Source organism: Psychrobacter sp. CX10 (assembly GCF_057621575.2).
The window spans coordinates 1,659,227-1,685,046 of record NZ_CM177736.1; the positions used below are offsets into that span (position 1 = coordinate 1,659,227).

Genomic DNA, 25,820 nt, shown 5'->3' on the forward strand with positions numbered 1-25,820 from the left:
CAATTTTCTATACTTATAATTTTAATACTATAATAAGGATTTAATCATGCATAAACTTATTTCGAATAAATTTTTGTCAAGTGCCATAGTACTCAGTTTGGCGTTTGTTGGTAACCAAGCTATTGCTATAAATTCTCAGGGGTCAGATAATACGCTTAGATATACCTCTCAGCAACTATTAAACGATCCATTACGCAATGCAGCTAATATCACTGCTTCTCCACTTCGCGGTATTCCAACGCCTAGTGTGAAAGTCGCCAATGTAAGTTTAATACCCACGGTAATTATTCCAAAAACTACGAGTCCTAACTCTGATCAGCTTGATGTCAGCCTTCTAGATAAGTTTATTGATGACATTAGTCCTAATGCGCGTCATTATCCTCCAAATTTTAATTCTAAAACTGAACGTTATAATGCCCAAGTCAAATTAATGACATTGGAAGAATGGCTACGCCCAGTTGCTGAGCAGCCCAATGCGTCTTACGAGGTATTGGTTAGAGCGGCAAAGCTTAATGGTATGGGACGCAACCTTGATTTAGGTTCAGATTATGCAGTGCGAGGTAGTAATTTTATCGCAAAAGCAATTGTTAGACGTCCAAACGATCCTGAAGCAAACTTTATCTATGGCATGATGCTATCTGAAGGCGGCGGATTTAAAGAGGGTAAAAAGTATCTGCTTAAAGCTGCTTCTCAAAGTCATAAGGAAGCCGAACAAAGTCTGGCTCAAGCAGATTTGCTAAGTGACAAAAAATCTGCAGCATTATCACGTTTACAAAGACTGCAATCAAAGCATCCTAATGATCCTCAAATTGCCAAACAGATTGCAATTATAGAATCAGGAAAATATTATATCTGGGATTTAGATCAATAATGATTTGTGTAGAAGAGTTAATTTATTATAGCTTTTAACTTTCATGTTGCATTATCATGTTTATCTCAATCTGGATTATCTCAATCTAGGAGTTAAGTCAAAATAAGAAAAGCCATTCATTTTTGAATGGCTTTCTTTAAGTTAATATAGAAAAATACAAAGCTGTTCTAGAGCCTCCAATTTTAAATAGAAAGGGTCTCAAATCTTTGTAAATATATCAGTCGTATATCGCAACTAAATTTAGATTCAATTATATTGTTTAATATTCGTTGATTTAGAATAAATAGAAGAGTATATAAGAAAGCTTGATGATTAATAGGGTGAAATATGCAATTACTATAGCTAAAGAGGATGTCAAAGTTAGACTAGGGCAGGATTTTCGGGGATATAGCATTTCATATAGGCTAAGCAAGCTGTCACACTTTCGTCTAACATATAGTCTGTAATAGTCATCGACTGTTTATATGATAGTCCTAATACACTATGGGCTATCCCAAATGATATTAAAAATAACGTTTCAAGATCCGCAATATCATCCAAATTAAACTTTGATCTAATTTTTGTTAAGACCATATCACACATGTCTTTATCGACTTTTTCGTCGTAATAATGTCCTTCAAAATCTGGCAAATTAGCAGCATACATAAGCTTTGCGCTTATACCATCGCTATTCATGCGCTTTACAGCAATTCTTAATAAGTCATCGATGTAGTCTTGCCACCCTTCATAGTCATGGATATCAATGGCATTAATCAATTCGTAGTATTCTAAATAATTTAAAAAACGTAGAGCGATAATTATGGATTCAATATTGGGAAAAAAGTGATAAGCTGAGGCACGCGGAATACCCGCTCTTTTACAAACATCCGCCAAAGTAATACTTGATATATCTCGCTTAGAGCATAAGTCTTTAGCGGCTATTAATAATTTTTGGCGTCGAGCGCGACCCTGTTTACTGGTATGTTTGAACTTATTAGGAAGGATTCTTTTAGCTAAGTCAGAATCAACTAAAACATCCTGAATAAGATCATTACTATGATCCGTCATTTTGCACTCAATGTGTTATAGGTTAGATAAAACACGTAAGTTTATAAGTACTTAAAATATTGTTTTAAATATAAATATTAACTAATATTTCATGTATTATAACTTATTAATGTAAACAATTGCACAATATTTAAGAAACTATTAATATATTTTTTAATAGAAGTTCAATTAATTTTAATTTTTGCTCTAACAATACCATGATCTGAATAACGACTGTGGTAATCTCTTTTTAGATGATCATTAAAATAGTCAACTCGCTCAACTTCTCCTATAGAATACTTCCCGTCTACTAAAAACTCTTCAGAAACAAAAAGCTGATCTATTACTTCTGGCATACCTTGATATAAATGCGTGTAAGCCACATCTTTCATCCACCCATAACTGGTCTGTACACGCGCTGCATCAAATAATGCAACATCACGCATCGACTTATCGTAGATAACCTCACTAGTTTCTGCAAGTAGCTGAGTAGTTACACTGTCTGTAACATCATTCATATCCCCTAACAATATTAAGGGGTGACGCGTATGATGTAATTTATTAATAATAAATAGTCTGATAGCAGCAGCTTCAGCTGCGCGCATAGATAAACTTCTAAGCTTAGCACGGACCCTTAACATAGGGTCATCATAATCTTCTAAACGATTGCCTTGATCGTCACGTAAATAATGGGGTCGTTTGCTTTTGAGATGTGCAGTTATGATAGTAATCGGCTGACCATAAACATCTAATGTAACGATAAGAGGTGGTCTGTTAAATTTGGAATAAAGACCTTCATCGGGAATATCTATGACAGCTAAGGGATCAAACTCTGTAAGGATATGCGAATCAATCACCTTAAATTTTGACATAATACCTAAGGCAGGCGTTCCTTGAGCGCCCTGCCCATGCGTCAATTTGCTAGTATTATCATTGCTTGCCAGAGGCGCTAATACTTGTGATGGCTCAAAGCCCAGCTTCGCACCAAGATATTGTAATGCTTTTTCATCCCAAACTTCTTGGAAAGCGAAAATGTCGGCTTTTGCATGTTTTAATAATTCATGTAATCCACTGATTTTTGTTTGATAGAAGTCATGGCTATATGGCGGAACGTTGTCATAAAATTCACGAGCAGGAAGGGCTAGATTTAGCAGATTATTAGTAGCAATATAAAACTCTTTATCATCCTTTTGATTGTGATAATTTTTACTTTTCACAATGTATTTTCCCTTATCACTCGAAATTTTTATAAATAACAACTAAAGATATTTATTTTTAAAGCAATACTATATCACTCATATTAGACAAGTATCCATAATTTAATAAAAATTTATTTTAGATTTATATTAAACTTAAGTAAGTTATGGACATTAAATAAGTTATGCGACTTATGTAAATTAAGTGAGCTATCTTAAGGTTTTCTCAATAGCATGATGCCATTTTTCTAAAAGACTGTCTCTTTGACTGACAGGCATTTGAGGTTCAAACATTTTTTCAAGTTGCCATGAAGCTTCTATCGTTCCTTCATCGTATAAACCACTTTTTATACCCGCAAGAAGTGCTGCACCTTTGGCAGTTATTTCAGTATCTTTAGGTCTTAATACAGGGACATTCAACAAATCTGCCTGAAACTGCATTAACAAATTATTATTAGAAGCACCACCGTCGACTCTTAATTCAGTTAAGGGTGTTGGGCTGTCTTTTTGCATGGCACCTAAAACATCATAAACTTGAAAAGCGATAGATTCGAGCGATGCCCTAGCAATGTGAGCTTTGGTAGTACCTCGAGTCATACCTGTAAGATTAGCGGTAATGTCTGAGCGCCAATATGGTGCGGCAAGTCCCGTAAATGCAGGCACTAATACGACACCCTCACTAGTATCGACTGTATTTGCTAACGTTTCTATCTGTTCGGAGGTATTTATAAGACCTATATTGTCTCGAAGCCATTGTACAATTGCCCCTGCCATAAATACACTACCCTCTAGAGCATAAGTAACTTCTCGCTTGGTAGGAGTTAAAATACGTTTGCCCGACTTAACAAGTTTATTTAGTGATGGATTTTCAATAGGGTTTTTTAAAAGAGATGTTGAAACTGTGCGTCGCTGCCAGCCAACGGTTGTTAATAATTGATGCTGACTTAACTGTACCTCACCACCTATATTCATGAGCATAAAACACCCAGTACCATAGGTATTTTTTGCCATGCCTTGTTCGATACACCCTTGACCTAATAAAGCGGCTTGTTGATCTCCCAAAACGGCATGTATAGGAATTTGCTTGGCAAATAATCCTCGTTCTGTTTTACCAAAGTCCCCATCTGAGGGCAAAACTCGCGGTAGAATCTGAGGGGGTATATTAAATTTAGTCAAAAGCTCTGTCGACCATTCAAGTTTATTTATGTCATATATTAAGGTTCTCGAAGCGTTTGTAATGTCAATCACATGCTCTCCGCCAGTCAAATTAAACATGAGCCAACTATCTATGGTGCCTACCAAAACCTCTCCGCGGTTTGCTCGACTGCGAAAATCAGGATTATTCTCTAGCATCCAAACAATCTTACTGGCACTAAAATAAGGGTCTAACCTTAAGCCTGTTATAGATTGAATATAAGATTGAGAATTATCAAAATGACCTTCATAAGGTTCGCGCTCAAGCTTTTGGCACCAGTGATCTGAGCGGCGGTCTTGCCATATTATGGCGGGTGCAAGGGGCTTACCGGTTTTTTTATCCCAGATTACGATTGATTCACGCTGGTTAGTTATGGCAATACAAGATATTTCCGTTGCGAGCAATCCTGCCCTGTTGATTGCATCTTGCGCGCAGCTAATTTGGGTATGCCAAATCTGCATAGCATCTTGTTCAACATAGCCAGGACGAGGCGTACTTAGCGTGGTTGGTTTTTGAGAAATTTGGATAGAACGGGCGTTGTTATCATATATAATTGCACGACTTGACGTTGTTCCTTGATCCAATGCTAAAACATATCCTGTCATGGCATATCTCCATTATAATATTAGGGGTTGTCTTAGATAACTAATCAAAGCGCTTTATATTCAATTAACTTATAGACTTATAAAAAAGTTTTTAATACTTGATTTAGATATTGACGACCCAAACGCGTAGGCTGAATCCAATCGGACATATTTTCAATTAATCCTTTTATCTTAAGAGAATCCAACTCATATTCAATATGCGACATTGGAAATCCCGTTCGCTCACTATACAATTCAAGTGGGACACCTTGGGTCAGCCTAAGTACATTAAGCATAAACTCGCCCGTTAGCTCAGCCGTAGGTATTTTGTTAAAACCTACCATTTTTGGGAAATGATCATAGTTCATATAGTCTTTGGGTAATCGCGACTTACTATAACGATATATACTATGTCGTGTATTTCTTCCTTGCTTATCCCTACTTTGCTTAGCTCTATTTAGAATATTCCTACTTTGTGTATTCAACAGGTTAGCATAATCATTTTCATCAGAATCTAGGACGTTATATTCATTGCTATCATCATTAATATCGCTATTAAGATTGCTATCTAAACCGCAGTATAATTGTAGGATGTTAGTTGACTGAAGCTCATCTATATATTTTATATCTAGTGTAACTTTTCCATGTGCACCCGCACCGATGGCGAGATAATCACCAAATTGCCAATAGTTCATATTATGACGGCAAGGGCTGTCCTCTAAACCTACCCATGCTGATACTTCATAATTTGTATACCCTAATTGAGTCAGCAAAGCGCTTCCCCGCGCTTCAATATCTTCAAGGCTATCATCTTCAGGCAATATTGGAGTATTACGGTAAAAAACTGTATTAGGCTCGACAGTCAATTGATACCAAGAGATATGAGTGGCCCCCGCTGAATGAGCCATTTGAATATCATTAAGGGCATCATCCGTATTTTGGTTAGGCAAACCATGCATTAAATCTACATTTATTCGCCTAAAGCCTGCTCTATACGCCGCACCAATGGCATCATAAGCCTGCTTCGAATCATGTATACGCCCTAAAGCGGTTAGCTTATCATTATCGAAACTCTGCACACCTATAGAAAGTCTATTGATTCCAACTTCTAAATACTCTTCGAATGGTGCGTGTTCAAGAGTGCCTGGGTTTGCCTCCATAGTAATCTCTATATCACTTGCAAAAGGCAATACTAACCTTAATTGTTCAAATAAGCGTTTGTATTCTTCTATAGGTAATAATGAAGGCGTGCCTCCACCAATAAATATCGAACTAATATGGCGATTCTGGATAAGTGGCAATTGAGCATTTATATCGTCTATCAGTGCGTTGACATAACTTTTGAAAAACCCAACGTCAGCATTCGTTGTATTAGTCAGGCTATTGTTATCAACAGCTTCATTTGCATGCCGTTTAGGTGTACTAAGGTTTATCGAATTGCTAATGGGGTCTTCATGCTTCGATGAGTCGACTGTGGGTAAACTATGTGAGTTAAAGTCACAATATGGGCATTTTTTCACACACCACGGTATGTGAATATATAGTGCTAGTGGAATACTGTCTGCAATACTAGGTTGTTTATGACAAGGGTTTATAATACAAGCTTCTTTAATACAGGGTTCTTTAATTGAATGGGACATAAATATAGCACTTACTCTTTGTACTGGATAGATGTTATAGTCTCGCGTTTATTTGAACTAAAACTATTTGAAAAGTTAGTTTTTTGATTTTAAACCCCTATTATACGTGCTTATAAATAAGATTATATTGATTATGTTCGCAAACTTATCTTTTAAGGATTTTAAATACCATAGTAACCGTCTTGCGACATTAGTAATCCCAATATTGATTACTCAGTTTTCGCAAGCAGCATTAGGTGTTGTAGATGCCATAATGGCGGGTAAGGTGTCGGCGCTAGACTTGGCCGCTGTATCCATCGGCTCAGGCATATGGTTGCCTTTATTTTTATTAGCAACTGGCATATTAATAGCTACCACGCCGCTTATTGGTGAGAAATTGGGTCAAAAACGTCATGACGATGTGCCGCATATTACGCAGCAGTCTTTATGGGCAGCCTTTGCGATTGGTATTATTGGATTCATTATTGTGTCATTAACACCGAATGTGTTAAGCCATATGGGTGTGCCTACCAACATTCAACCTAAGGCAGGCCAATATCTATCATTTGTAGCATGGGGATTTCCAGCCATCGCCTGTTATGCCGTATTAAGAAGCTATTGTGAAGCATTAGGTAGGCCAGAGCCTGTCACGATTATAAGCATCATAGGGTTACTTATTAACATTCCTATAAATTATATTTTTATAAATGGGCTGTTCGGTTTTCCCGCATTAGGCGGTGCGGGTTGTGGGCTAGCTACCGCTTGTGTGCTTTGGTTTAATGTTATTCTATTGGCGCTATATCTATACTTCTCTAAACATCAAACTTTTGATGAAACTCGGTTTTTTTATAACTTTTCACGCCCTAACCGTAAACAAATCAGTAAGCTATTTCGCTTAGGGCTTCCAATTGGTATAGCTATATTTTTTGAGGCAAGTTTATTTAGTTTAGCCTCAATCGTCATTAGTCCTTTGGGTGAAATTGCAGTTGCCTCTCATCAGGTGGCGCTTGCCGTGACCTCGCAGCTTTTTATGATTCCAATGTCTGTGTCTATGGGATTGACCATTATGATTTCTAATAGATTTGGTGAGGAAAACTGGCTTGCCTTACAACAAGTACAGCGAACTGGTCTTATTTGGACTGTCTGTATCGCCTTATTAAGTATGCTTGGCATCGCTTTATTTCGCGAAAATTTAGCAAATACGTTTACGGACAATCTTGCAGTTAAGCAGCAAGCCATGATGCTTTTATTGTTTGCGATCGCTTATCAGTTAGTGGATGGCTGGCAAGTAAATGTCGCTGGGATATTAAGAGGTATGCAGGATACAAAGGTTCCAATGTGGATTACTTTATTCTGTTATTGGTTAGTTGCCTTACCGCTAGGTACTTATTTGGTTCGGTTTACAGATACTGGCGCTAAAGGGTTTTGGATAGCATTAGTCGCAGGATTAATATTATCCTCAATTTTGTTGACTTTAAGACTTAATATTCGTCAAAAGCAAATAAAGTCCATTTAACTTAATAATTTTAATCATATGAATTATTATTAGATTGAATGCTTATTTATTGATTATATAGATTAATAATAAGTACAATTTTTAACGTTTACTTAGTGTTATTAACATATTAGATTGAGTTTTTATTATTAAAACTTAAATGCATCATTTGATAGTCATAATGTACGATAAAATTTGTTACAATATCTAGAATAATAATAATTCCCTTAAAGGCAATCGTATGGATATTGACAAAATACGTACGCTCATTGAGCTCATGGAAGAAAAAGATTTGGTCAATTTGGAAGTGACTACAGGTAAAGATAGTGTCAGTTTGACTCGGCATTACAACACACCTATGCCTTCAATAATATCTGGCGCCTCAAATTTTAATGCCGACCCATATATTGAACCTGCTGCGATGGGTAGGGTTGAAAACTCGCCAATGGTAGGCGTATTTTATGCTGCTCCAAGTCCTAATGACCCCCCTTTTGTAAAGCCGGGCCAAAAAGTTCAACCTGGTGATACTTTAGGTATCATTGAAGCCATGAAAATCATGAATCCTCTTGAGGCAACTCAAAGTGGTATCATTGATGCTATTTTAGTTGAAAATGGCGATGTGGTTCAATTTGGCCAACCCATTATTCGCTATAAAAATTAAGATATAGGTCACAGGATGATTAAAAAACTGCTCATCGCTAATCGTGGAGAAATTGCTTTACGTATCGTGCGTGCCTGCAAGCAGTTGGGTATTAAGACCGTCGGTGTTTACTCCACCGCAGACGAGAACTTGATGCATCTGCGCTTTGTTGATGAAGCCATATGTATTGGTTTACCTAATGCCAATCAAAGCTATCTTAATACCGCAACCATTATAACTGCTGCTGAAATTACAGGAAGTGATGCAATCCATCCTGGCTATGGATTTTTGGCAGAAAATGCTGAATTTGCTGAAACTATTGAAGAAGCGGGTATAACCTTTGTGGGCCCCCATCCTGATCATATTCGATTAATGGGGAATAAAGTTTCTGCTATTAATGCCATGAAACAAGCTGGTGTACCTACGGTCCCAGGTTCGATTGGTCCTGTCACCCTTAATAATGCTGAACAACAAGCCAAACATATTGGCTTTCCACTACTTATTAAAGCTGCGGCTGGTGGCGGTGGACGCGGTATGCGTGTTGTTGATCGATTTGATCAGCTTAATGAACAAGTGCAAGCTGCGAAGCAAGAGGCTGAGCTTTGGTTTGGTGACGACACAGTTTATATGGAACGATATTTACAAAACCCTCGTCATATTGAAGTTCAAATACTGGGTGACGGTAATGGAAATGCCATCCATTTATTTGACCGAGATTGCTCTTTACAACGTCGTCATCAAAAAGTTCTAGAAGAAGCGCCTGCACCAGATATCCCTGATGATATCAGAGAACCTATATTACAAGCATGTGTTCAAGCCTGTGAGAATATTGGCTACCGCGGTGCAGGTACTTTTGAGTTTTTGTTTGAAGATGGTGAGTTTTTCTTTATAGAGATGAATACGAGAATTCAGGTTGAGCACCCCACTACGGAAATGGTCACTGGTGTCGATGTTGTTGTAGAGCAGTTACGTATTGCAGCAGGTTATGGATTGTCTTATCGTCAAAGTGATATTAATGTACATGGCCACGCTATTGAATGTCGTATCAATGCCGAAGATCCAAATACTTTTGTGCCCTCACCTGGTCTTATTACCCAATATTTTTCTCCAAATGGTGCAGGCGTTCGTTTCGATTCTCACTTATATCCAGGGTACGACATACCATCTTATTATGACTCACTGATAGGAAAGCTGATATGTCATGGTCAAACCCGTGAGCAGGCTATTGCTAAAACGTTGCATGCTCTCGATGAGCTCATTATATCTGGTATCAAGACAAACATACCCCTGCATAGAGATATCATACTTAAAGATCCAAGCTTTTCTTCTAAAGCTCAGAATATTCACTATCTTGAGAACCGTTTATTAAATAGGTCTAAATCCTAAGTCTTAAGCCTACAATTACTCTATTGGATTATTATGTATTAATATCAATATTATAGGACAAAAAAAAGCAGAAGTAATTCTTTACTTCTGCTTTTTTTATCCATATTACAATTAATAGGTTTCTTAATATTATAAAGACATTTGAAACTATTTGGAAACACAAATATATTCAACACTTATGATAAATCACGTCCTTTACTGGATTCAATTGATAAACGCAACCCATTTAAACGAATAAATCCTTCAGCATCTTTTTGATCATAGGCACCTGCATCATCTTCAAAGGTTGCAATTTTCTCATCGAATAAAGAATTAGGTGACTTACGACCAACAACGCTAACATTACCTTTATATAACTTCACACGTACGGTTCCAGACACATATTCCTGAGACTTATCAATCAAAGCTTGAAGCATTTGACGCTCTGGACTGAACCAATAGCCGTTGTAGATAATTTTAGCATAGCGCGGCATTAACTCATCTTTTAGATGTGCCGCTTCACGATCGAGGGTTAAAGATTCAATACCGCGGTGCGCTTTGAGCATAATAGTACCCGCTGGGGTCTCATAGCAGCCACGTGACTTCATACCAACATAACGATTTTCAACGATATCTAGACGACCAATACCATGCTTACCACCTAGCTCATTTAGCTTAATCATGACTTCATATGGCTCAAGCTTCTCACTATTAATGGCAACAATATCGCCCTTCTCGTACTCTAATTCTAAGTATTCAGGCGCATCTGGCGCATCTTCTGGGCTAACAGACCAACGCCACATATCATCTTCTGCTTCAGCGTAAGGATCTTCTAAGATATCCCCTTCATATGAGATATGTAGCAGGTTGGCGTCCATAGAGTATGGTGACTTTTTCTTATTGCCCGCAAAATCGATTGGAATGTCATGCTCTTTTGCATATTGCATTAAACTTTCACGGCTTGATAAGTCCCATTCACGCCAAGGCGCAATAGTTTTAACTTCGGGCGCTAATGCAATGGCACCAAGTTCAAATCTAACCTGATCATTACCTTTACCTGTGGCACCGTGGCTTATCGCATCTGCGTTATGTTCTTTTGCGATTTCGACCAAACGCTTTGCAATCAAAGGACGAGCAATAGAGGTTCCTAATAAATATTCGCCTTCATAAATTGCATTGGCACGAAACATCGGAAACACATAGTCACGAGCGAATTCTGCACGTAGATCTTCAATATAAATATTTTTAATGCCCATCGCTTCTGCTTTAGCACGGGCAGGCTCTACTTCTTCACCTTGACCAATATCAGCGGTAAACGTGATGACTTCTGCATCGTACGTGTCTTGAAGCCATTTTGCGATGATTGAGGTATCTAAACCGCCTGAATAAGCGAGAACAATCTTGTTGATATTCTCTTTATTTTCTATCGACATAGTACATCCTTTAATATTGAAAAATCTTTGATATCTATCAATTTTATTATAGCTCATTTACTGAGCTTTAATAGAGCGTATGCGCGTTGTTTAAACTGTTTTATTTTAAGTTTTAGTTATTTAAAGCTATTTAAATATTACTATAGTGAAGAGCTGTTCAACATTTCAGTTTACACTATATGGGTGCTCAAAAAAAGATGACTTAGTTATATAGTCGGCGAACTTATAAAGAGTCACGGTGTTAACCTCGTTAAGCCTACTCCAGTAGTACTTGCACTCGGTTGCCTTGTGACTACTTTAAAGTTCTTTGACTATACTTGTACCAAACAATTGTTTTGCTTTATTTTTAACACTTACATTTGAGACTTCATAGTCCCGAATTTTAAACCAAAACCTGTTATTATAAATACGATAAAATATAAGCTGTCTACATACCCCTCAAATGGCAAAAGATATATGAGTACTGACGTAACTATAAATGAACCAAACACTACTGATCATCCTAAAGAAATCACGCTTATCAAACCTGATGATTGGCACATTCACTTGCGCGATGACGCATCGCTAAACACTACTGTCCCTCACGCTGCTCAAAGTTTTAATCGAGTCATGTGTATGCCAAACCTTGTGCCTCCTGTGAAAAATGTAGGGGATGCAAAAGCATACAGAGATAGAATCTTAAAAGCCCTAAGCGTATCAGGTATCGATGATTCGTATAAAGCATCTTTTGATCCACGGATGACATTATATTTGACAGATACAACGACGCCTGAGGAGATTCAAGAAGCGGCAGAGTCTGGTATTGTTCAAGCTATCAAGCTTTATCCTGCTGGTGCAACTACCAATTCTTCTGATGGTGTGACTGACTTAGGTGGGCGATACGATGTCTTTGATACCATGCAAAAATATGGGTTACCGCTTTTGATGCATGGTGAGGTTACCGATTCTCATGTTGATATTTTTGATAGAGAAAAGATTTTTATTGATCAAGTATTAAGCAATTTGGTAAAACGGTTTCCAGAATTAAAAATTGTTGTTGAACATATTACAACCGGTGATGCTGCTGATTTTGTACTGTCGCAGAATGAACTAATTGCTGCCACCATCACTCCACAGCATTTACTGTTTAATCGTAATGATTTGTTAGTAGGTGGCATCAAACCCCATTTTTATTGTTTACCTATACTCAAACGTTTGAAGCATCAAAAAGTATTATTAGATGTCGCAACTAGTGGTAACCCCAAATTCTTTTTAGGAACAGATTCTGCACCTCATCCTACCCATGCCAAAGAAAGCGCTTGCGGCTGTGCTGGCTGTTATTCAGCAGCTACCGCCCTACCCTTGTATGCGACTGCATTTGATAGCGTTGGTAAAATTAATCAGCTTGAAGGGTTTGCTAGTAAGTTCGGAGCTCAATTCTATGGATTACCATTGAATGAGTCCACGGTGACACTGGTGAATGAGCCGACACGTATTGTAGATAGTTATAGTTATATGGATAATCAAACACTCACACCATTGATGGCTGGCGAGACCATACCTTGGTCACTTAAGTAGCTATTAATCCACCTTATACTGAATATGCAAATAAACTGAATATAACAAATGATAATTTCATTTGTAATATGATCAACACGCGTCTTTAATCTAAACCAAGTTTTTTAAAAACCAAATACTTTTAAACTGATACTTTTAAACTGATACTTTTAAATAAAACTTTTAATATCAAAACTAGGGTGTGTTTCAATTGGATTATGTGCAAAAATTAAATAGATTTTTGTCAAACTAGGATAATTTCGCAGATAATATAGATATATTAGCTAGAAATTAGACACAGTTTGGCTGAAATATAGTTATTTATAGTCCATTAATTAAAAAGTTAGGAATGAAAACTCGCTCTAATTAGCCTTAAACTTTTAATACTTGTGATTATACATTTATGACTCAATCTGCAAACTTTCAATGTTCAATATCTCATGACCATAAACGTCAAGATTCAAGCGACAATCAGCTGATGGAATCATCTGAGGGTCAACATCTGCCTCAATATAATCATATTGCAGATGAACCCACATTAGATAAAACAGCACCTCAGAAAACTAAACTCGCAGAAAGGTTTCGTAAGTTTTTGCCTGTTGTTGTTGATGTAGAAACCGCAGGCTTTAATTCAGCAACAGATGCCCTGTTAGAAATTGCATGCATTCCTATACTTATGAATGAATGCGGTAAATTTTACCCAGGCGAGCCGCTTAATGCTCATATTGAACCTTTTGAAGGCGCAAACCTTGAGCAGCGGGCTTTGGAATTTACGGGTATAGATCCAAATAATCCTTTACGCAAGGCTATTGCTGAAGAAGAGAAACCTGCACTACGCCGTATATTTAAAGAACTAAAAGAGTTACGAAAACAACATGAATGCCGCCAGTGTATTTTAGTTGGTCATAATGCGCATTTTGACTTAGCCTTTTTAAATGCAGCTATTGAGCGTACAAACAGCAAAAACCACAATCCTTTTCATAAGTTTTCGGTATTAGACACCGTAAGTTTTTCAGCGCTAGCTTTTGGTCAAACGGTTCTAGCAAGAGCTTGTAAAGCTGCGGGTATAGATTTTAGTGGCACAGAAGCACACTCTGCACTTTATGACACTCAAAAGACCGCAGAGTTACTTTGTCATATTTTAAATGAATACCCAATGCTTGCGACCTCGCTAAATTCTGAAGAGTCTAAATCAGAATCAAAGGATAATTATAGGTAAGGTCTATAAACCATTTTAGCTTTGAGCTATCAACTTAGAATCGTGAAACTTAGTTCTAAATTTTTATAGCTAGATAAATTGTTAGCTAGATAAATTGTTAGCTAGATAAATTGTTAGTTAAATAGATTGTCAGATACATATCTTGTTTTAAATCATTTTCACACTATGGTTTTCCTTTACATTTAACAGTTATCATTTGCGATAGTCAGTAGCATACGCTATGGTATTCCTAAGGGCTATTGAATAGTCTGTATACACAATGGTTAAATTGCTTGTAAAGGGAGGGATTACTATGCATACCATATGGGCCACAATAGGCGGTTATATTTTAGTGGTTATAGGGCTTAGTGCAATCACTCACCTTTGGATTCGCCATCATTTAAAAGCCAAAATCAAAAAGAAACGTCATAAAAATTCTAATGAATAGTTGGCTGATTTTTAATAAATAGCAAGGTAGGCGTAGCCTACTAATCCTGAATACCTATACTCAGTGAAATACAAAATAGTTACGGTGTTAATCTCGCTCGCCCTAATATAGTAGTACTTGTATTCGGTTGCCTTGTAACCATTTTAGATTTCTTTGACTATTAATAAGTCCCTATAGAAAATAGTTTCTAATATTGAATTTATAGCTATTTAAAAAGTAATTTATAAAATATCATATTTATTTTATAAAGCGCTTGACAACGAAAGTGCCCGCCATTAAAATACGCACCACTTCGACATTAACGGTGAAAGCGGTCGAAGTGGTCTGTGTCCCGTTCGTCTAGAGGCCTAGGACCCCGCCCTTTCACGGCGGTAACAGGGGTTCGAATCCCCTACGGGATACCACTATTCGTGTTATCTAAGTAAGCATTATCCGATTGATAATTAGTTAGAAATAACTGCTTAAAAAAAAGCCAAACTCCTTGAGTTTGGCTTTTTTATGTCTGATTTTTAAGAATGCGTTCTATCAAACTCAAGTCTTCGGCATAAGTCAGCTTCAGATTTTGATTATTCCCCGTTACTATTTTGATAGGATATCCCATAGCTTCAAAGGCGCTAGCCTCATCTGTGATCATTAAACCTTGCTTCTCTACGTGACTTAACACCTCTCGTAGCTTGCCTGCTCGAAATACTTGAGGCGTTTGAGCTTGCCATAAGCTACTTCGATCAATGGTACTGACAATCTCTGCTGATGTGTTTACTTTTTTTAAAGTATCTGCCACTGGTACACCCAATATAGCACCATATGAATTCTGCATTGCAGCTTCAATAACAGAATCAATATGACTGGCAGTTACACAAGGTCGAGCTGCATCATGAATTAATATCAAATCATCTTGCTTTGCCCCAGCATCGAACACCGCTTCTACCCCTGCTTGAACGGATTGCCAACGTTCAGCGCCGCCAACTGTAAAAGCTATAGGAATGGAGAACTCTAAAGTTTTAGCCACATTATCATCTCTCGCTATTACCAATACGAGGGTATTGATATAACCACTTGCAGCTAGCGCGGTCACACTTTGCTCTAATATAGTCTTTCCTAGGAGAGGGGTATATTGTTTAGGAATATCAGAACCAAAACGACTGCCTTTGCCAGCAGCTACTATTAAGCTAAACACTTTAGTTGAGTTTGATTGGTTGGATGTAGATGATGGCATAGTGAGCATAATTAGGATTTTAAACTCTTAGATATTGAGATAGCATTGGCTAAATACTATTTGCTCAATACTTTAAGTAATAAACTAGTATAAGTAATAAGTTATTATAATTGGGCTGAGTAACTCACATAAGGTTGGTATTGAACTGATACAAATAGTTAATGATTTTTTTAAACCAATCTATCTTTGTCAAACTCTCTGAACTTACTACTTGTAGCGTTTGCACTCGTTTTCCTTGATATGCTACTTTCCACTTTTGATATCATATTTTGCTTAGGGAATACTTTCAATAGCATCTTCAGAATTTAGAGGGTGTATAGGCTGGTTAGTATGAGTAACTGGGGCCGTCGACAATTGCACAAAGGTCTCGCCAGGTTTGATTAATCCTAAATCTAAGCGTGCGTGCTCTTCAACGGCTTCTAGACCATTTTTTAGGTCGTTAACATCGGCGCGCAGTATTCTGTTATTAGCTATCATTAAATCATTTTCAAATTGCTGTTTTTCGATTTCTATATTTAAGGCATCGAGACCTGCGCGTCCGTTATCCCCTCGCCAATATTGATACTGCAATCCTAATAGGATAGATAATGCGACTAAAAATAATATGAATTGGCTAAAGTATTTCATATGACAACTTATTTGGGATTCATGGGTATTACTAAAGTAGTGAAAGCTAATTAATATAAAGAATAAAATGAATAAATCATGAGGGCTTTAGGGTAATTTTAAATTTTGGCGGTATATGACTCCAACCGCCAAATTTAGTCAATTATCAAACCCGTCATATATGTTCATTCACAATACAATGGGTTTAAATTGCAAAGTTAAATAACGATTTATAACCCTAATATCTACTATTAAGTTCGCTACCCATTAAGCTATTGGATTACGTAATCCAATAAACTCATCGGCGCCGCGGTAGCTTGCATGTACTTGTTGTTCTATACGCAATAGCTGATTGTACTTAGCGACGCGATCTGAGCGGCATAGTGAACCTGTTTTGATCTGCCCTGCTGCGGTACCTACCGCTAAGTCAGCAATGGTACTGTCTTCGGTCTCACCTGAACGATGTGAAATAACGGTAGCATATCCATTATCTTTAGCTAAATAAATCGCATCTAAAGTCTCTGATAACGTACCAATCTGATTGAACTTAATCAAGATAGCATTAGCGATGTTCTTGTCGATACCTTCTTGTAATATCTTTGGATTGGTCACGAATAAATCGTCTCCTACTAGCTGTACTTTATTACCCAACTTACTAGTTAGATAAGCCCAGCCCTCCCAATCTGACTCATCTAAGCCATCTTCTATTGATATAATAGGATATTGTTCAGTTAATTTCACCAAATAGTCTGAAAAACCTTGGCTATCAAAGGATTTATTACCTTCACCAGCTAAGACATACTGACCATTTTTATAAAATTCTGTAGCCGCACAGTCTAAAGCTAAATGAATGTCTTTACCTGATTTATAGCCTGACTTTTCGATGGCTTCCATAATAACTGTAATGGCTTCTTCATTACTACGTAGATTAGGCGCAAACCCACCCTCATCGCCTACTGCTGTATTTAAACCTTGAGATTTGAGTACTGATTTTAAGCTGTGGAATATTTCTACGCCCGCGCGTAATGCTTCTGAGAAGCTATCAAAGCCAGTTGGCTCAATCATAAATTCTTGAATATCTACAGTATTGTCGGCATGCTCGCCACCATTGATGATATTCATCATCGGTACAGGCATCGTCAATGATGTTTGATTACGCAGTTTGGCGATATATTGATGCAATGCCATTCCGGTCGAATTAGCAGCAGCTTTAGCCGTTGCTAAAGACACTGCAAGCATAGCGTTGGCACCCAAACTATCTTTATTCTCAGTACCATCAAGCTCAATTAAAGTATCATCAATCGCTTGTTGATTGGTAGCATCTTTTTCAATCAAAGCCGATCTTATTTGACTGTTCACATTAGCGACGGCTTTTCTAACCCCTTTTCCAAGATAACGTGACTTATCTCCGTCACGTAATTCTAACGCTTCACGTGACCCAGTTGATGCACCGCTAGGAGCAGCTGCACGGCCCATTGAACCATCTGCTAGATAAACGTCTGCTTCAATAGTAGGGTTACCTCGTGAGTCTAAAATTTCACGAGCGCGAATGTCTTTAATCTCTGTCGAATTATTAGAATCTTCTGCGTACATAATGTCTACCAGCCTTTTAGTTTGGAATTTATAATAAAGTGAGACCATAGTTCGTCACAACCAATAATGTATAGAGCCAACTTAAGCCTTAGTACTCGCTACTCAAGGTTTGAGGAGTAAGACGGCCTATGATCGTCGCTTTAACTCTAATTTAGACTATGACTAATGTTGAATTAAATAAGATATGAAACTATGACAAATGTTTTTAAAACTATTTTTTTTATAATTCAATTAAGCTCTAATAATATCATATATATTATAAATCTTGGATGCGTATCAACAGTTTTACTTGAAATAGCTACGCTAAACTTTATAGCGTGTTAATCGTAATGCATTCATTAATACCGATATAGAACTTAAAGCCATAGCTGCGGCAGCAATCATGGGGTTTAATAAACCAAAAGCAGCCAGGGGAATACCTAAACAATTATAAATAAAGGCAAAAATTAGATTTTGTTTGATATTGCGTACAGTAGCTTTGGCGATATCTACGCCAGAATGAACTTGCATAATTGAATCACCCATTAGTCTTGCTGAAGCACTGTGTTTAGCAACCTCTGTACCTTCACGCATGGCAAAACTGGCATAGGCGGTTGCCATAGCAGGGGCATCATTCACACCATCTCCTACCATGGCTACTTTATGACCTACTGCTTGATGAGCTTCAATCCACTGTGCCTTATCACGCGGCTTAAGGTGACCATAAGCCTCATTTACTCCAAGATCACTGGCAACTTGCTCTACCACAGAAGGCTTATCACCGCTTAATAACACCAGATCTAAACCATCTTTTTTTAAAGCGTTTACTGCATCTTTACTTTCTTCTTTTAATTCATCTGCTAAAGCGAACATACCCAAAGGCGTGTCATCGACACTAACAGCGACACTACTTGCCACCTGCCAGACTTTTGGCAGATTTTTAGGCAGCTTTAATCCTACAAATTCTGCAGTACCGACTTTGACTTCCCCAAAGTCTTGTACATGCGCCTGTATTCCCATACCAGGCACAACGTCTATTTGACTGGCAGGAAGCAACCTCAATTGTCTTTCGTTGGCAGCGTTCACAACAGCAGTTGCTAAAGGGTGACTGGCATGTACTTCAACGCTTGCAGCTAATTGAAGAACCTCGTCACTATTTATACTTTTGTTCACCATCATGGCATCAACCAGATTCGGTTTACCTTTAGTCAATGTTCCTGTTTTATCAAAAACTACGGTATCAACCCCGCCTGCCATCTCCAAACTATGTGCATCTTTAAACCATACGCCATGCCTAGCAGCTACGCCCATACCCGCCATAATAGCAGCAGGTGTTGCCAAACCTAACGCACAAGGACAAGCTATTACCAATACTGATACGGCATGCAATATAGCTTTGTCAGTTGCCCCAGTTAGCCATAATGTGAGACCAAAGGTGACTAAGGCAATAAAGACAACCACGGGAACAAAGACTGCAGCAACTTTATCCGCCAAACGTGCCAAATCAGCTTTACTACCTTGAGCTTCACTTAAAGCTTTTACCATATCACTAAGCTGGGTCTCACTACCTGTGGCGGTAACTCTATAATTGATACTGCCATTATCAACCATAGCGCCTGCCAGCACTTTATCACCGACTTTCTTACTAACGGGTACGGATTCACCAGTAAGATGGCTTTCATCGCACCACCCTTCTCCTGAAATAACGATACCATCGGTAGCCACGCGAGAACCTTGCTTTGCTCTTAGCACATCATCGTGAGTAACTTCATTTAAATCTACCGTTTCAAAGTCTAACGCTTTATGATTATATTTAGAATCTAATTCTTGTTGATTAGTATTTACGAGCCTTTCAACTGTCGTTGGTGTTAACTCAAGCAGCATATTGATGCTATTAAGACTATGCTTTTTGGTACGTTGTTCTAAAAATTTACCCAGTTTAACAAACGCTATAATCATAACTCCCGCTTCAAAATAAACTGGAACATGCGCTGCGCTCTGACTGGTAATATCTGACCAAGATAAGGCAAAGCTGTTACTATCTACAAATCTCACCCCTAGACTTTGAAGCCAAATAAACGTTGAATAAGCCCAAATAGTAACCGTACCTATGACTACCAATACATCCATATTGGCGAGACCACCTTTAATAGATGCCCATGCGCTACGGTAAAATGGACCTGATAATCCTAATTGAACAAAGGTCGCTAATACAAACTGTATCCACAATGGCGGCATCCATTGCATGCCCTGCCCAACTAACATACCTGCCATACCGATCAAGAATGGAATCATACAGATCCAAATCAACAGCAAACGCCAATCTATGGAAGTATCTTGAGGACTAACAAATTGGTCATCTTCTAGGGCGGTAGCCGTGAATCCCGTCTTATTAACCCACTCGCTGATCTGATTGGCATCTGCTAATTGGGGATCATAGGTTACATTCAAGGTCTCGCCCGCATAGTTCACACTGGCAGATCTTACTTGAGGTTTTTTACTTAAAACTTTTTCGATCCGAGTAGCGCATGCTTGACACGACATGCCATCTACTTGAAATTGGGTAGTCGAATAGTTTACGGTAGGCTGGGTATTATCGAAAGTATTAATTGGATTATTATTGGAATTCTGTGCAGACATAAAAGCAACCGATTATGATAAATTTATAATTTAAGCTTTTATAAGCTATCTTAATAAAGTTTTTGAAACGTTGATAAGCGTTATTATTATTGTATATAAGGGTATTATAACTCTATTTCTAGTCTTACACCGCTCAATAATATAAAAGCCTAAACACATAAAAGCCAGCATTAAGCTGGCATTGTTAGCATCTAGTAATGTGATTAAGTAAATACTCTAAAAATTTTTTATACTGTACGATATTTACTTACTAATAAAAATCTAATTATTAGCTACTGTCGCATCAAATCCTGCTTCCTCAATTTCTTGAGCTATGGTATTTGCAGATACTTGTTCAGCATCAAAAGTAACTGTAGCTAAGTTATTCTCAATTTCAACACTGACCGTTTGTAAGCCGCTAAGGGATTCAACGGCGTTATGTACACTTTTTACTCAACCCTCACAAGTCATCCCATCAATGTTTAAGATTCGAGTTTCAGTAGTCATAATTTCCTCCTTTTAGGCTTGTCGTCTATTAAGCTTTTAGTTTAAAAGTAAAATTATTGGTTGTGGGCTGTTTTTCTAATGCTTTTAAAATTATTAATTTTTATTAATTATCCGGATTCTGGGGTGCGTCATAAGGATATGGCTGAGTAACATAGTCCACAGTGTTTAAAGCAGCCTTGATAGCGTGAATCGTCGTTTCAGTATCCTCATAGTTTACGATACCTATGCGATCATTCGGTTTTAATTGAATGTCGGTCACACCATCAATATTTTCTAAAGCAGTCATTAAAGTCTCAACGCCTCGTGCATCATCAATATTATCAAACTGGAATTGTGCTTGCTTAATAGCCATATTTCTTACCTTTAAATCTTAAGGTTGTATAAACTAATAGGTTCCAAAACTAATGGGCGCTAAAAACTAATGGGTATCTAAAACTTTAAAGCTTTTAACCAAATTATCGATTTGTTTTAATTGTGCTAAAAACGGTTCTAATTGACTCATTCTTAACGCACAAGGACCGTCACATTTTGCGACCTCAGGTTCTGGATGGGCTTCCAAAAACAAGCCTGCAAGCCCAGTTGCCATACCAGCACGAGCCAGCGTGGTAATTTGTTCACGTCGCCCCCCTGCACTGTCACTGCGAGCACCAGGCTGCTGTAGACTATGAGTCACATCAAAGAATACGGGAACCTCCATCTGCTTCATAGTATCAAAGCCAAGCATATCTACCACTAGGTTATTGTAACCAAACGAAGTGCCCCGCTCACAAAGGATAAGCTTATCATTTCCCGCTTCTAAACATTTATTGATGATGTGACGCATCTCATGAGGTGCTAAAAATTGGGCTTTTTTGATATTGATAATAGCGCCAGTCTTAGCCATAGCCTGAACCAAGTCAGTCTGACGACTCAAGAATGCAGGCAATTGAATAATATCTGCCACTTCGGCAACGGGTTGTGCTTGATTAGGCTCGTGCACATCAGTAATGATTGGAACATTATATTTTTCTTTAATTTGACCCAACCAATCTACACCTTGTTCTAAGCCAGGACCTCGATAAGAATTTAAACTTGATCGATTGGCTTTATCGAAGCTTGCCTTAAATACATAACCTATGCCAAGACGATTACAAATTTCAATATAGCCTTCAGCTATTTCAAAAGCGAGTTCTTTGGATTCTAGTACATTCATTCCGCCGAATAGTACAAAAGGTTTGTCATTGGCTATGCTTATATCACCTAACTGTATTTGAGATTGTGCTTGAGTTAATGCGGTCATAATTATGCTCTTTAAAAGATTATCTATAAATGGACTTATAGCAAAGGTGTTAAAAGGTGTTAAAAGTTATTTAAATAATTGTAGTACAAGCTGTGCTGAATACAAACCTAATATACAAAACACCACAACTGAGTTAAAAACAAAAAAGAGATTAGGATGCCCTAATCTCTTTTCGCTTTATCCTGACTGATTAAAGCAACTATTAAAAAACTGTATCAATTTTTTAAATAAATCAACTTAAGTCTTATTATTAACTTAAGTTTTATTAGAAATAGCCGCTTCTACAAAACTTGCAAATAAAGGGTGACCTTCGCGCGGAGAGCTGGTAAATTCAGGATGGAATTGAACCGCGATAAACCAAGGATGATCGTCTATTTCAACTGATTCTACCAAATGTTGTTTTGCAGAATAACCTGAAATAGTCATACCAGCTTCTTCAAGTGGTTTTACATATCGATTATTCATCTCATAACGGTGACGATGACGTTCATTAATAACTTTAGATCCATAGATTTGGTGCAATTTAGTACCTTCTACAAGCTCTGCTTCTTGACTACCTAAACGCATGGTGCCGCCTAAATTAGATTCATCATTTCGAATCTGTAATTCGCCGCGTTCATCAACCCATTCAGTGATTAAACCAATGATAGGCTCTGCTACTTTACGATTAAATTCAGTCGAATCTGCTTCTAATTGCAGAACATTAGTTGCATATTCTATGACCGCTAACTGCATTCCTAGACAAATACCTAAATAAGGTACTTTATTTTCACGGGCATAAGTAATAGCACGCATTTTACCTAGTTTACCGCGCTCTCCAAAGCCTCCTGGTACTAAAATACCATTTACCTGTTTTAGGGTATCAAATAAGCTATCATTTGTTTCAAACGCTTCGGCATCTACATATTCAATATTAACATGTGTTTTAAATGTAATGCCCGCGTGTAATAACGCTTCGTTTATAGATTTATACGCATCAGGGAGCTCGACGTATTTTCCGACAATCGCAATATTTACCTGACCTTCTGCATTCACTAATCTATCAACGACCTTATCCCAATCTGAAAGATCAGCTTCTGGCGCGTCTATACCAAAACGTTCGCAAATGATATCGTCTAAATCTTGTTCATGTAGCGTACGCGGTATTTGATATATTGTTTCAGCATCTTCGCACATAATAACCGCACGTTCTTCAACATTGGTAAAGAGAGCAATCTTACGACGGTTGTCTTCACTAATTTTATGATCAGAGCGGCAAATTAATATATCAGGTTGTAAACCAATTGAACGCAGCTCCTTAACCGAGTGCTGCGTAGGCTTAGTTTTAGTTTCCCCCGCACTTGAAATATAAGGCACTAGAGTAAGATGCATCAGCATGGCTCGATTACGCCCCAACTCTACTTGCATTTGACGCACCGCTTCCATAAATGGTAGAGATTCAATATCACCAACCGTACCACCGATTTCTATGATGGCAATGTCATAACCTTCACCGCTGGTATGTATGCGATGTTTAATTTCATCAGTAATATGCGGTATTACTTGAACCGTACCACCTAGGTAGTCACCACGGCGCTCTTTGTTTAGTACATTTTGATAAATACGACCACTGGTAAAGTTATTCGTTTTACTCATTTTAGAATGACGTAAAAAACGCTCGTAATAACCTAAATCTAGGTCAGTCTCGGCACCATCTTCGGTGACAAAAACCTCACCATGTTGAAAAGGACTCATTGTGCCTGGATCAACATTAATATAAGGATCCATTTTGGTCATGGTAACTTTGAGACCACGGGCTTCTAAAATAGCGGCTAAGGAGGCTGCAGTAATACCTTTACCCAGTGAGGAGACAACCCCACCGGTCACAAATATAAATTTCGTCATAATTTTATTCTTAATGCGAGAGCAATTAGTAAGATGGGATTTTACTAAATTTCGGTACAAAATTATAGGGTTGACTTAATATTAAATTGATACAACCATCGAATATTAGTATCTTAGGTTTTTATAACATTATTTAGTATTTCAATAGCCTTTAATATAATAGCTTTTTTATTATGTCTGGTTCAGAAACAAAAAAACTCACCCCCGAGAGGATGAGTTTTTATTTAAATAGATTCTAAAGATTATTAGAATACGTATTCAAGACCAACACCAATACCTAGACCGTCTTCTTCATTGGTGGTTTCAGTTACAACGGTATTATTACCATCAACTATAGTTTCAGTCTCAGTTTCTTCAGCATCTATGTAACCTGCATAAATGTGACCAATTGCAGCTTTAGTAAATGCATACTTACTACCAATACCAATACCCATAGATTCAGCGTCAGAGGCACCGCCAACATTGTCAACTAAGTTGATCTGTGCATATGGAGCCCATGGAGTACCAGTTTTCATCTTACCACTTACAACGAAAGCGTTTTCGTTGTCATCAGTGTCCCAGTCAGAGTTTTGATACATGGCACCTACTGTCAACATAGGTGATACTGCATAGTTACCTGAAATACGTGCATGACTAATCTCACCATATCCAATATAAGAGGCACCGACATTCATCATGTCATTTAATTCATAAGTTGCTGCAACGCCATATTGATCTGCGTTGTATTGATTGCCCGCATCTTGATCAGAATCAATACTATACATAGCATAAAATTTCATACCATCATAATTTGGTGAAATATATGCGAACGAATTATCTAAACGTGGTTCATCAAAAGAAGGGCCAGCATTCTTAGCTACGTTCTTACCTTGAAGTACATCTGCGAAGTCAACATTATCATCGATAGTAGTTAAACGACCTGCAACTAGTGTACCTAGTTCAGCATTAGCTAAACCAAGGTAGGTATCACGAGAATAGAATTGATCTTTACCATTATTTTCACTATCAATATCGATGCCAAATTCAAGCTTGTATACAACGTCTGTATCTGCAGTTAAAGCTTCAGAACCTTTCAAGCCTACACGTGAAGTATGTGAGTTAAGTTTAGTACTATCAGCATCGGTTCCAACATTTGCTGGGCGTTGGACTTCAGAAGCGCCACCAGCTGTAGGTGTCGTAGTGATTACTGTAGAGGTATCGTTGTCACCAGAAGCGTAATCAAGTATCAAAAATGCTTTACCGTAAACGGTAGGTGCAGCGTTAGCTGCGGATACAGATAGAGCAGCGACTGCTGTTGCTAAAAGTAATTTTTTCATGGGGGAGTCTCTCCACTTTACAATTTTAGTTATGGGCTGCTCTAATAAGCTAACGCCCAGTCTTCCTTAATTAATTCAAATCAATAAACTATTATAAAAATAGTCTGATAAGAACAGGATTAGGTGCAATTATGACAACTTGGTATGACATTATTGTTAAAACTTAGAATTATAATACTACTTAATTTACATAAGTATACACATTCGTGGGTTTA

At 37.7% G+C, this 25,820-nt stretch carries 21 protein-coding genes and 1 tRNA gene; 8 read left to right on the forward strand and 14 right to left on the reverse strand.

Going from position 1 to position 25,820, the window contains the following annotated elements; genetic code table 11:
• The first annotated feature begins 46 nt into the window (after positions 1-46).
• On the forward strand, positions 47-871 hold the full coding sequence (locus AC21OH_RS06750; protein ID WP_487370636.1) for a tetratricopeptide repeat protein: 825 nt from the start codon (positions 47-49) through the stop codon (positions 869-871).
• A 360-nt stretch (positions 872-1,231) separates the two neighbouring features.
• Here the strand turns inward: AC21OH_RS06750 and AC21OH_RS06755 are convergent, their stop codons facing one another.
• The 4 genes from AC21OH_RS06755 to hemW form a co-directional block, all read right to left on the reverse strand.
• On the reverse strand, positions 1,232-1,918 hold the full coding sequence (locus tag AC21OH_RS06755; protein ID WP_486534908.1) for a TetR/AcrR family transcriptional regulator: 687 nt from the start codon (positions 1,916-1,918) through the stop codon (positions 1,232-1,234).
• A gap of 164 nt (positions 1,919-2,082) precedes the next feature.
• Positions 2,083-3,114: an endonuclease/exonuclease/phosphatase family protein gene (locus AC21OH_RS06760; RefSeq protein WP_487371602.1), complete on the reverse strand. Its 1,032-nt coding sequence runs from the start codon at positions 3,112-3,114 to the stop codon at positions 2,083-2,085.
• Between the two features lie 189 nt (positions 3,115-3,303).
• Positions 3,304-4,893: a glycerol kinase GlpK gene (glpK, locus tag AC21OH_RS06765; RefSeq protein WP_487371601.1), complete on the reverse strand. Its 1,590-nt coding sequence runs from the start codon at positions 4,891-4,893 to the stop codon at positions 3,304-3,306.
• Positions 4,894-4,970: 77 nt separating this feature from the next.
• Complete coding sequence (gene hemW / locus AC21OH_RS06770; RefSeq protein ID WP_487371600.1) at positions 4,971-6,512, reverse strand: radical SAM family heme chaperone HemW; 1,542 nt, start codon at positions 6,510-6,512, stop codon at positions 4,971-4,973.
• Between the two features lie 133 nt (positions 6,513-6,645).
• Here hemW and AC21OH_RS06775 point away from each other — a divergent pair, with 133 nt between their 5' ends.
• The 3 genes from AC21OH_RS06775 to accC all read left to right on the forward strand — a co-directional run bounded on the left by AC21OH_RS06775 (position 6,646) and on the right by accC (position 10,012).
• Positions 6,646-8,007 carry an MATE family efflux transporter gene (locus tag AC21OH_RS06775; RefSeq protein WP_487371599.1) on the forward strand — a complete coding sequence of 454 codons (1,362 nt, stop codon included), beginning with the start codon at positions 6,646-6,648 and terminating at the stop codon, positions 8,005-8,007.
• A 220-nt stretch (positions 8,008-8,227) separates the two neighbouring features.
• Entirely contained in the window at positions 8,228-8,647 is a 420-nt protein-coding gene (locus AC21OH_RS06780) for an acetyl-CoA carboxylase biotin carboxyl carrier protein (protein WP_487371341.1), read from the forward strand.
• A gap of 15 nt (positions 8,648-8,662) precedes the next feature.
• Positions 8,663-10,012 (forward strand): acetyl-CoA carboxylase biotin carboxylase subunit, encoded by a 1,350-nt coding sequence (gene accC, locus AC21OH_RS06785; RefSeq protein ID WP_487371342.1) that lies wholly within the window; start codon positions 8,663-8,665, stop codon positions 10,010-10,012.
• A gap of 176 nt (positions 10,013-10,188) precedes the next feature.
• Here the strand turns inward: accC and AC21OH_RS06790 are convergent, their stop codons facing one another.
• Positions 10,189-11,424, reverse strand: coding sequence for an argininosuccinate synthase (locus AC21OH_RS06790; protein ID WP_487371343.1), 1,236 nt, complete (start codon positions 11,422-11,424; stop codon positions 10,189-10,191).
• Between the two features lie 456 nt (positions 11,425-11,880).
• On the opposite strand from AC21OH_RS06790, the gene pyrC reads away from it, so the two are divergent.
• The 4 genes from pyrC (at position 11,881) to AC21OH_RS06810 (ending at position 15,010) form a co-directional block, all read left to right on the forward strand.
• Positions 11,881-12,981, forward strand: a complete 1,101-nt coding sequence (pyrC, locus tag AC21OH_RS06795; protein ID WP_487371344.1) for a dihydroorotase — start codon at positions 11,881-11,883, stop codon at positions 12,979-12,981.
• A 382-nt stretch (positions 12,982-13,363) separates the two neighbouring features.
• On the forward strand, positions 13,364-14,179 hold the full coding sequence (rnt, locus tag AC21OH_RS06800) for a ribonuclease T (RefSeq protein ID WP_487371345.1): 816 nt from the start codon (positions 13,364-13,366) through the stop codon (positions 14,177-14,179).
• 292 nt (positions 14,180-14,471) lie between these two features.
• Positions 14,472-14,606 (forward strand): hypothetical protein, encoded by a 135-nt coding sequence (locus AC21OH_RS06805; RefSeq protein ID WP_486534899.1) that lies wholly within the window; start codon positions 14,472-14,474, stop codon positions 14,604-14,606.
• 328 nt (positions 14,607-14,934) lie between these two features.
• Positions 14,935-15,010 (forward strand) — tRNA-Glu (locus AC21OH_RS06810).
• Between the two features lie 92 nt (positions 15,011-15,102).
• Here the strand turns inward: AC21OH_RS06810 and ispD are convergent.
• The 9 genes from ispD to AC21OH_RS06855 form a co-directional block, all read right to left on the reverse strand.
• Positions 15,103-15,822: a 2-C-methyl-D-erythritol 4-phosphate cytidylyltransferase gene (ispD, locus tag AC21OH_RS06815; RefSeq protein WP_487371346.1), complete on the reverse strand. Its 720-nt coding sequence runs from the start codon at positions 15,820-15,822 to the stop codon at positions 15,103-15,105.
• Between the two features lie 273 nt (positions 15,823-16,095).
• Complete coding sequence (locus AC21OH_RS06820; protein ID WP_487371347.1) at positions 16,096-16,449, reverse strand: FtsB family cell division protein; 354 nt, start codon at positions 16,447-16,449, stop codon at positions 16,096-16,098.
• Between the two features lie 246 nt (positions 16,450-16,695).
• Positions 16,696-18,021, reverse strand: coding sequence for a phosphopyruvate hydratase (eno, locus tag AC21OH_RS06825; RefSeq protein ID WP_487371348.1), 1,326 nt, complete (start codon positions 18,019-18,021; stop codon positions 16,696-16,698).
• Between the two features lie 303 nt (positions 18,022-18,324).
• Positions 18,325-20,640 carry a heavy metal translocating P-type ATPase gene (locus AC21OH_RS06830; protein WP_487371349.1) on the reverse strand — a complete coding sequence of 772 codons (2,316 nt, stop codon included), beginning with the start codon at positions 20,638-20,640 and terminating at the stop codon, positions 18,325-18,327.
• 261 nt (positions 20,641-20,901) lie between these two features.
• Positions 20,902-21,012 (reverse strand): hypothetical protein, encoded by a 111-nt coding sequence (locus AC21OH_RS06835; protein WP_491140415.1) that lies wholly within the window; start codon positions 21,010-21,012, stop codon positions 20,902-20,904.
• A gap of 217 nt (positions 21,013-21,229) precedes the next feature.
• Positions 21,230-21,478: a hypothetical protein gene (locus AC21OH_RS06840; protein ID WP_487371350.1), complete on the reverse strand. Its 249-nt coding sequence runs from the start codon at positions 21,476-21,478 to the stop codon at positions 21,230-21,232.
• Positions 21,479-21,544: 66 nt separating this feature from the next.
• Positions 21,545-22,405, reverse strand: coding sequence for a 3-deoxy-8-phosphooctulonate synthase (gene kdsA / locus AC21OH_RS06845; RefSeq protein ID WP_487371351.1), 861 nt, complete (start codon positions 22,403-22,405; stop codon positions 21,545-21,547).
• A 255-nt stretch (positions 22,406-22,660) separates the two neighbouring features.
• Positions 22,661-24,289 carry a CTP synthase gene (pyrG, locus tag AC21OH_RS06850; RefSeq protein ID WP_487371352.1) on the reverse strand — a complete coding sequence of 543 codons (1,629 nt, stop codon included), beginning with the start codon at positions 24,287-24,289 and terminating at the stop codon, positions 22,661-22,663.
• Positions 24,290-24,534: 245 nt separating this feature from the next.
• Positions 24,535-25,605 (reverse strand): porin, encoded by a 1,071-nt coding sequence (locus tag AC21OH_RS06855; protein WP_487371353.1) that lies wholly within the window; start codon positions 25,603-25,605, stop codon positions 24,535-24,537.
• Between the last annotated feature and the right edge of the window lie 215 nt (positions 25,606-25,820).

What these genes read in the sequence shown, in the direction of transcription:
- AC21OH_RS06820 (WP_487371347.1), bottom strand. Translation starts at nt 16,449, where the DNA reads ATGAAATACTTTAGCCAATTCATATTATTTTTAGTCGCATTATCTATC.
- pyrC (WP_487371344.1), top strand. Translation starts at nt 11,881, where the DNA reads ATGAGTACTGACGTAACTATAAATGAACCAAACACTACTGATCATCCT.
- AC21OH_RS06830 (WP_487371349.1), bottom strand. Translation starts at nt 20,640, where the DNA reads ATGTCTGCACAGAATTCCAATAATAATCCAATTAATACTTTCGATAAT.
- AC21OH_RS06775 (WP_487371599.1), top strand. Translation starts at nt 6,646, where the DNA reads ATGTTCGCAAACTTATCTTTTAAGGATTTTAAATACCATAGTAACCGT.
- AC21OH_RS06805 (WP_486534899.1), top strand. Translation starts at nt 14,472, where the DNA reads ATGCATACCATATGGGCCACAATAGGCGGTTATATTTTAGTGGTTATA.
- accC (WP_487371342.1), top strand. Translation starts at nt 8,663, where the DNA reads ATGATTAAAAAACTGCTCATCGCTAATCGTGGAGAAATTGCTTTACGT.
- AC21OH_RS06790 (WP_487371343.1), bottom strand. Translation starts at nt 11,424, where the DNA reads ATGTCGATAGAAAATAAAGAGAATATCAACAAGATTGTTCTCGCTTAT.
- AC21OH_RS06755 (WP_486534908.1), bottom strand. Translation starts at nt 1,918, where the DNA reads ATGACGGATCATAGTAATGATCTTATTCAGGATGTTTTAGTTGATTCT.
- ispD (WP_487371346.1), bottom strand. Translation starts at nt 15,822, where the DNA reads ATGCCATCATCTACATCCAACCAATCAAACTCAACTAAAGTGTTTAGC.
- AC21OH_RS06780 (WP_487371341.1), top strand. Translation starts at nt 8,228, where the DNA reads ATGGATATTGACAAAATACGTACGCTCATTGAGCTCATGGAAGAAAAA.
- hemW (WP_487371600.1), bottom strand. Translation starts at nt 6,512, where the DNA reads ATGTCCCATTCAATTAAAGAACCCTGTATTAAAGAAGCTTGTATTATA.
- eno (WP_487371348.1), bottom strand. Translation starts at nt 18,021, where the DNA reads ATGTACGCAGAAGATTCTAATAATTCGACAGAGATTAAAGACATTCGC.
- AC21OH_RS06840 (WP_487371350.1), bottom strand. Translation starts at nt 21,478, where the DNA reads ATGGCTATTAAGCAAGCACAATTCCAGTTTGATAATATTGATGATGCA.
- AC21OH_RS06855 (WP_487371353.1), bottom strand. Translation starts at nt 25,605, where the DNA reads ATGAAAAAATTACTTTTAGCAACAGCAGTCGCTGCTCTATCTGTATCC.
- kdsA (WP_487371351.1), bottom strand. Translation starts at nt 22,405, where the DNA reads ATGACCGCATTAACTCAAGCACAATCTCAAATACAGTTAGGTGATATA.
- AC21OH_RS06750 (WP_487370636.1), top strand. Translation starts at nt 47, where the DNA reads ATGCATAAACTTATTTCGAATAAATTTTTGTCAAGTGCCATAGTACTC.
- rnt (WP_487371345.1), top strand. Translation starts at nt 13,364, where the DNA reads ATGACTCAATCTGCAAACTTTCAATGTTCAATATCTCATGACCATAAA.
- glpK (WP_487371601.1), bottom strand. Translation starts at nt 4,893, where the DNA reads ATGACAGGATATGTTTTAGCATTGGATCAAGGAACAACGTCAAGTCGT.
- pyrG (WP_487371352.1), bottom strand. Translation starts at nt 24,289, where the DNA reads ATGACGAAATTTATATTTGTGACCGGTGGGGTTGTCTCCTCACTGGGT.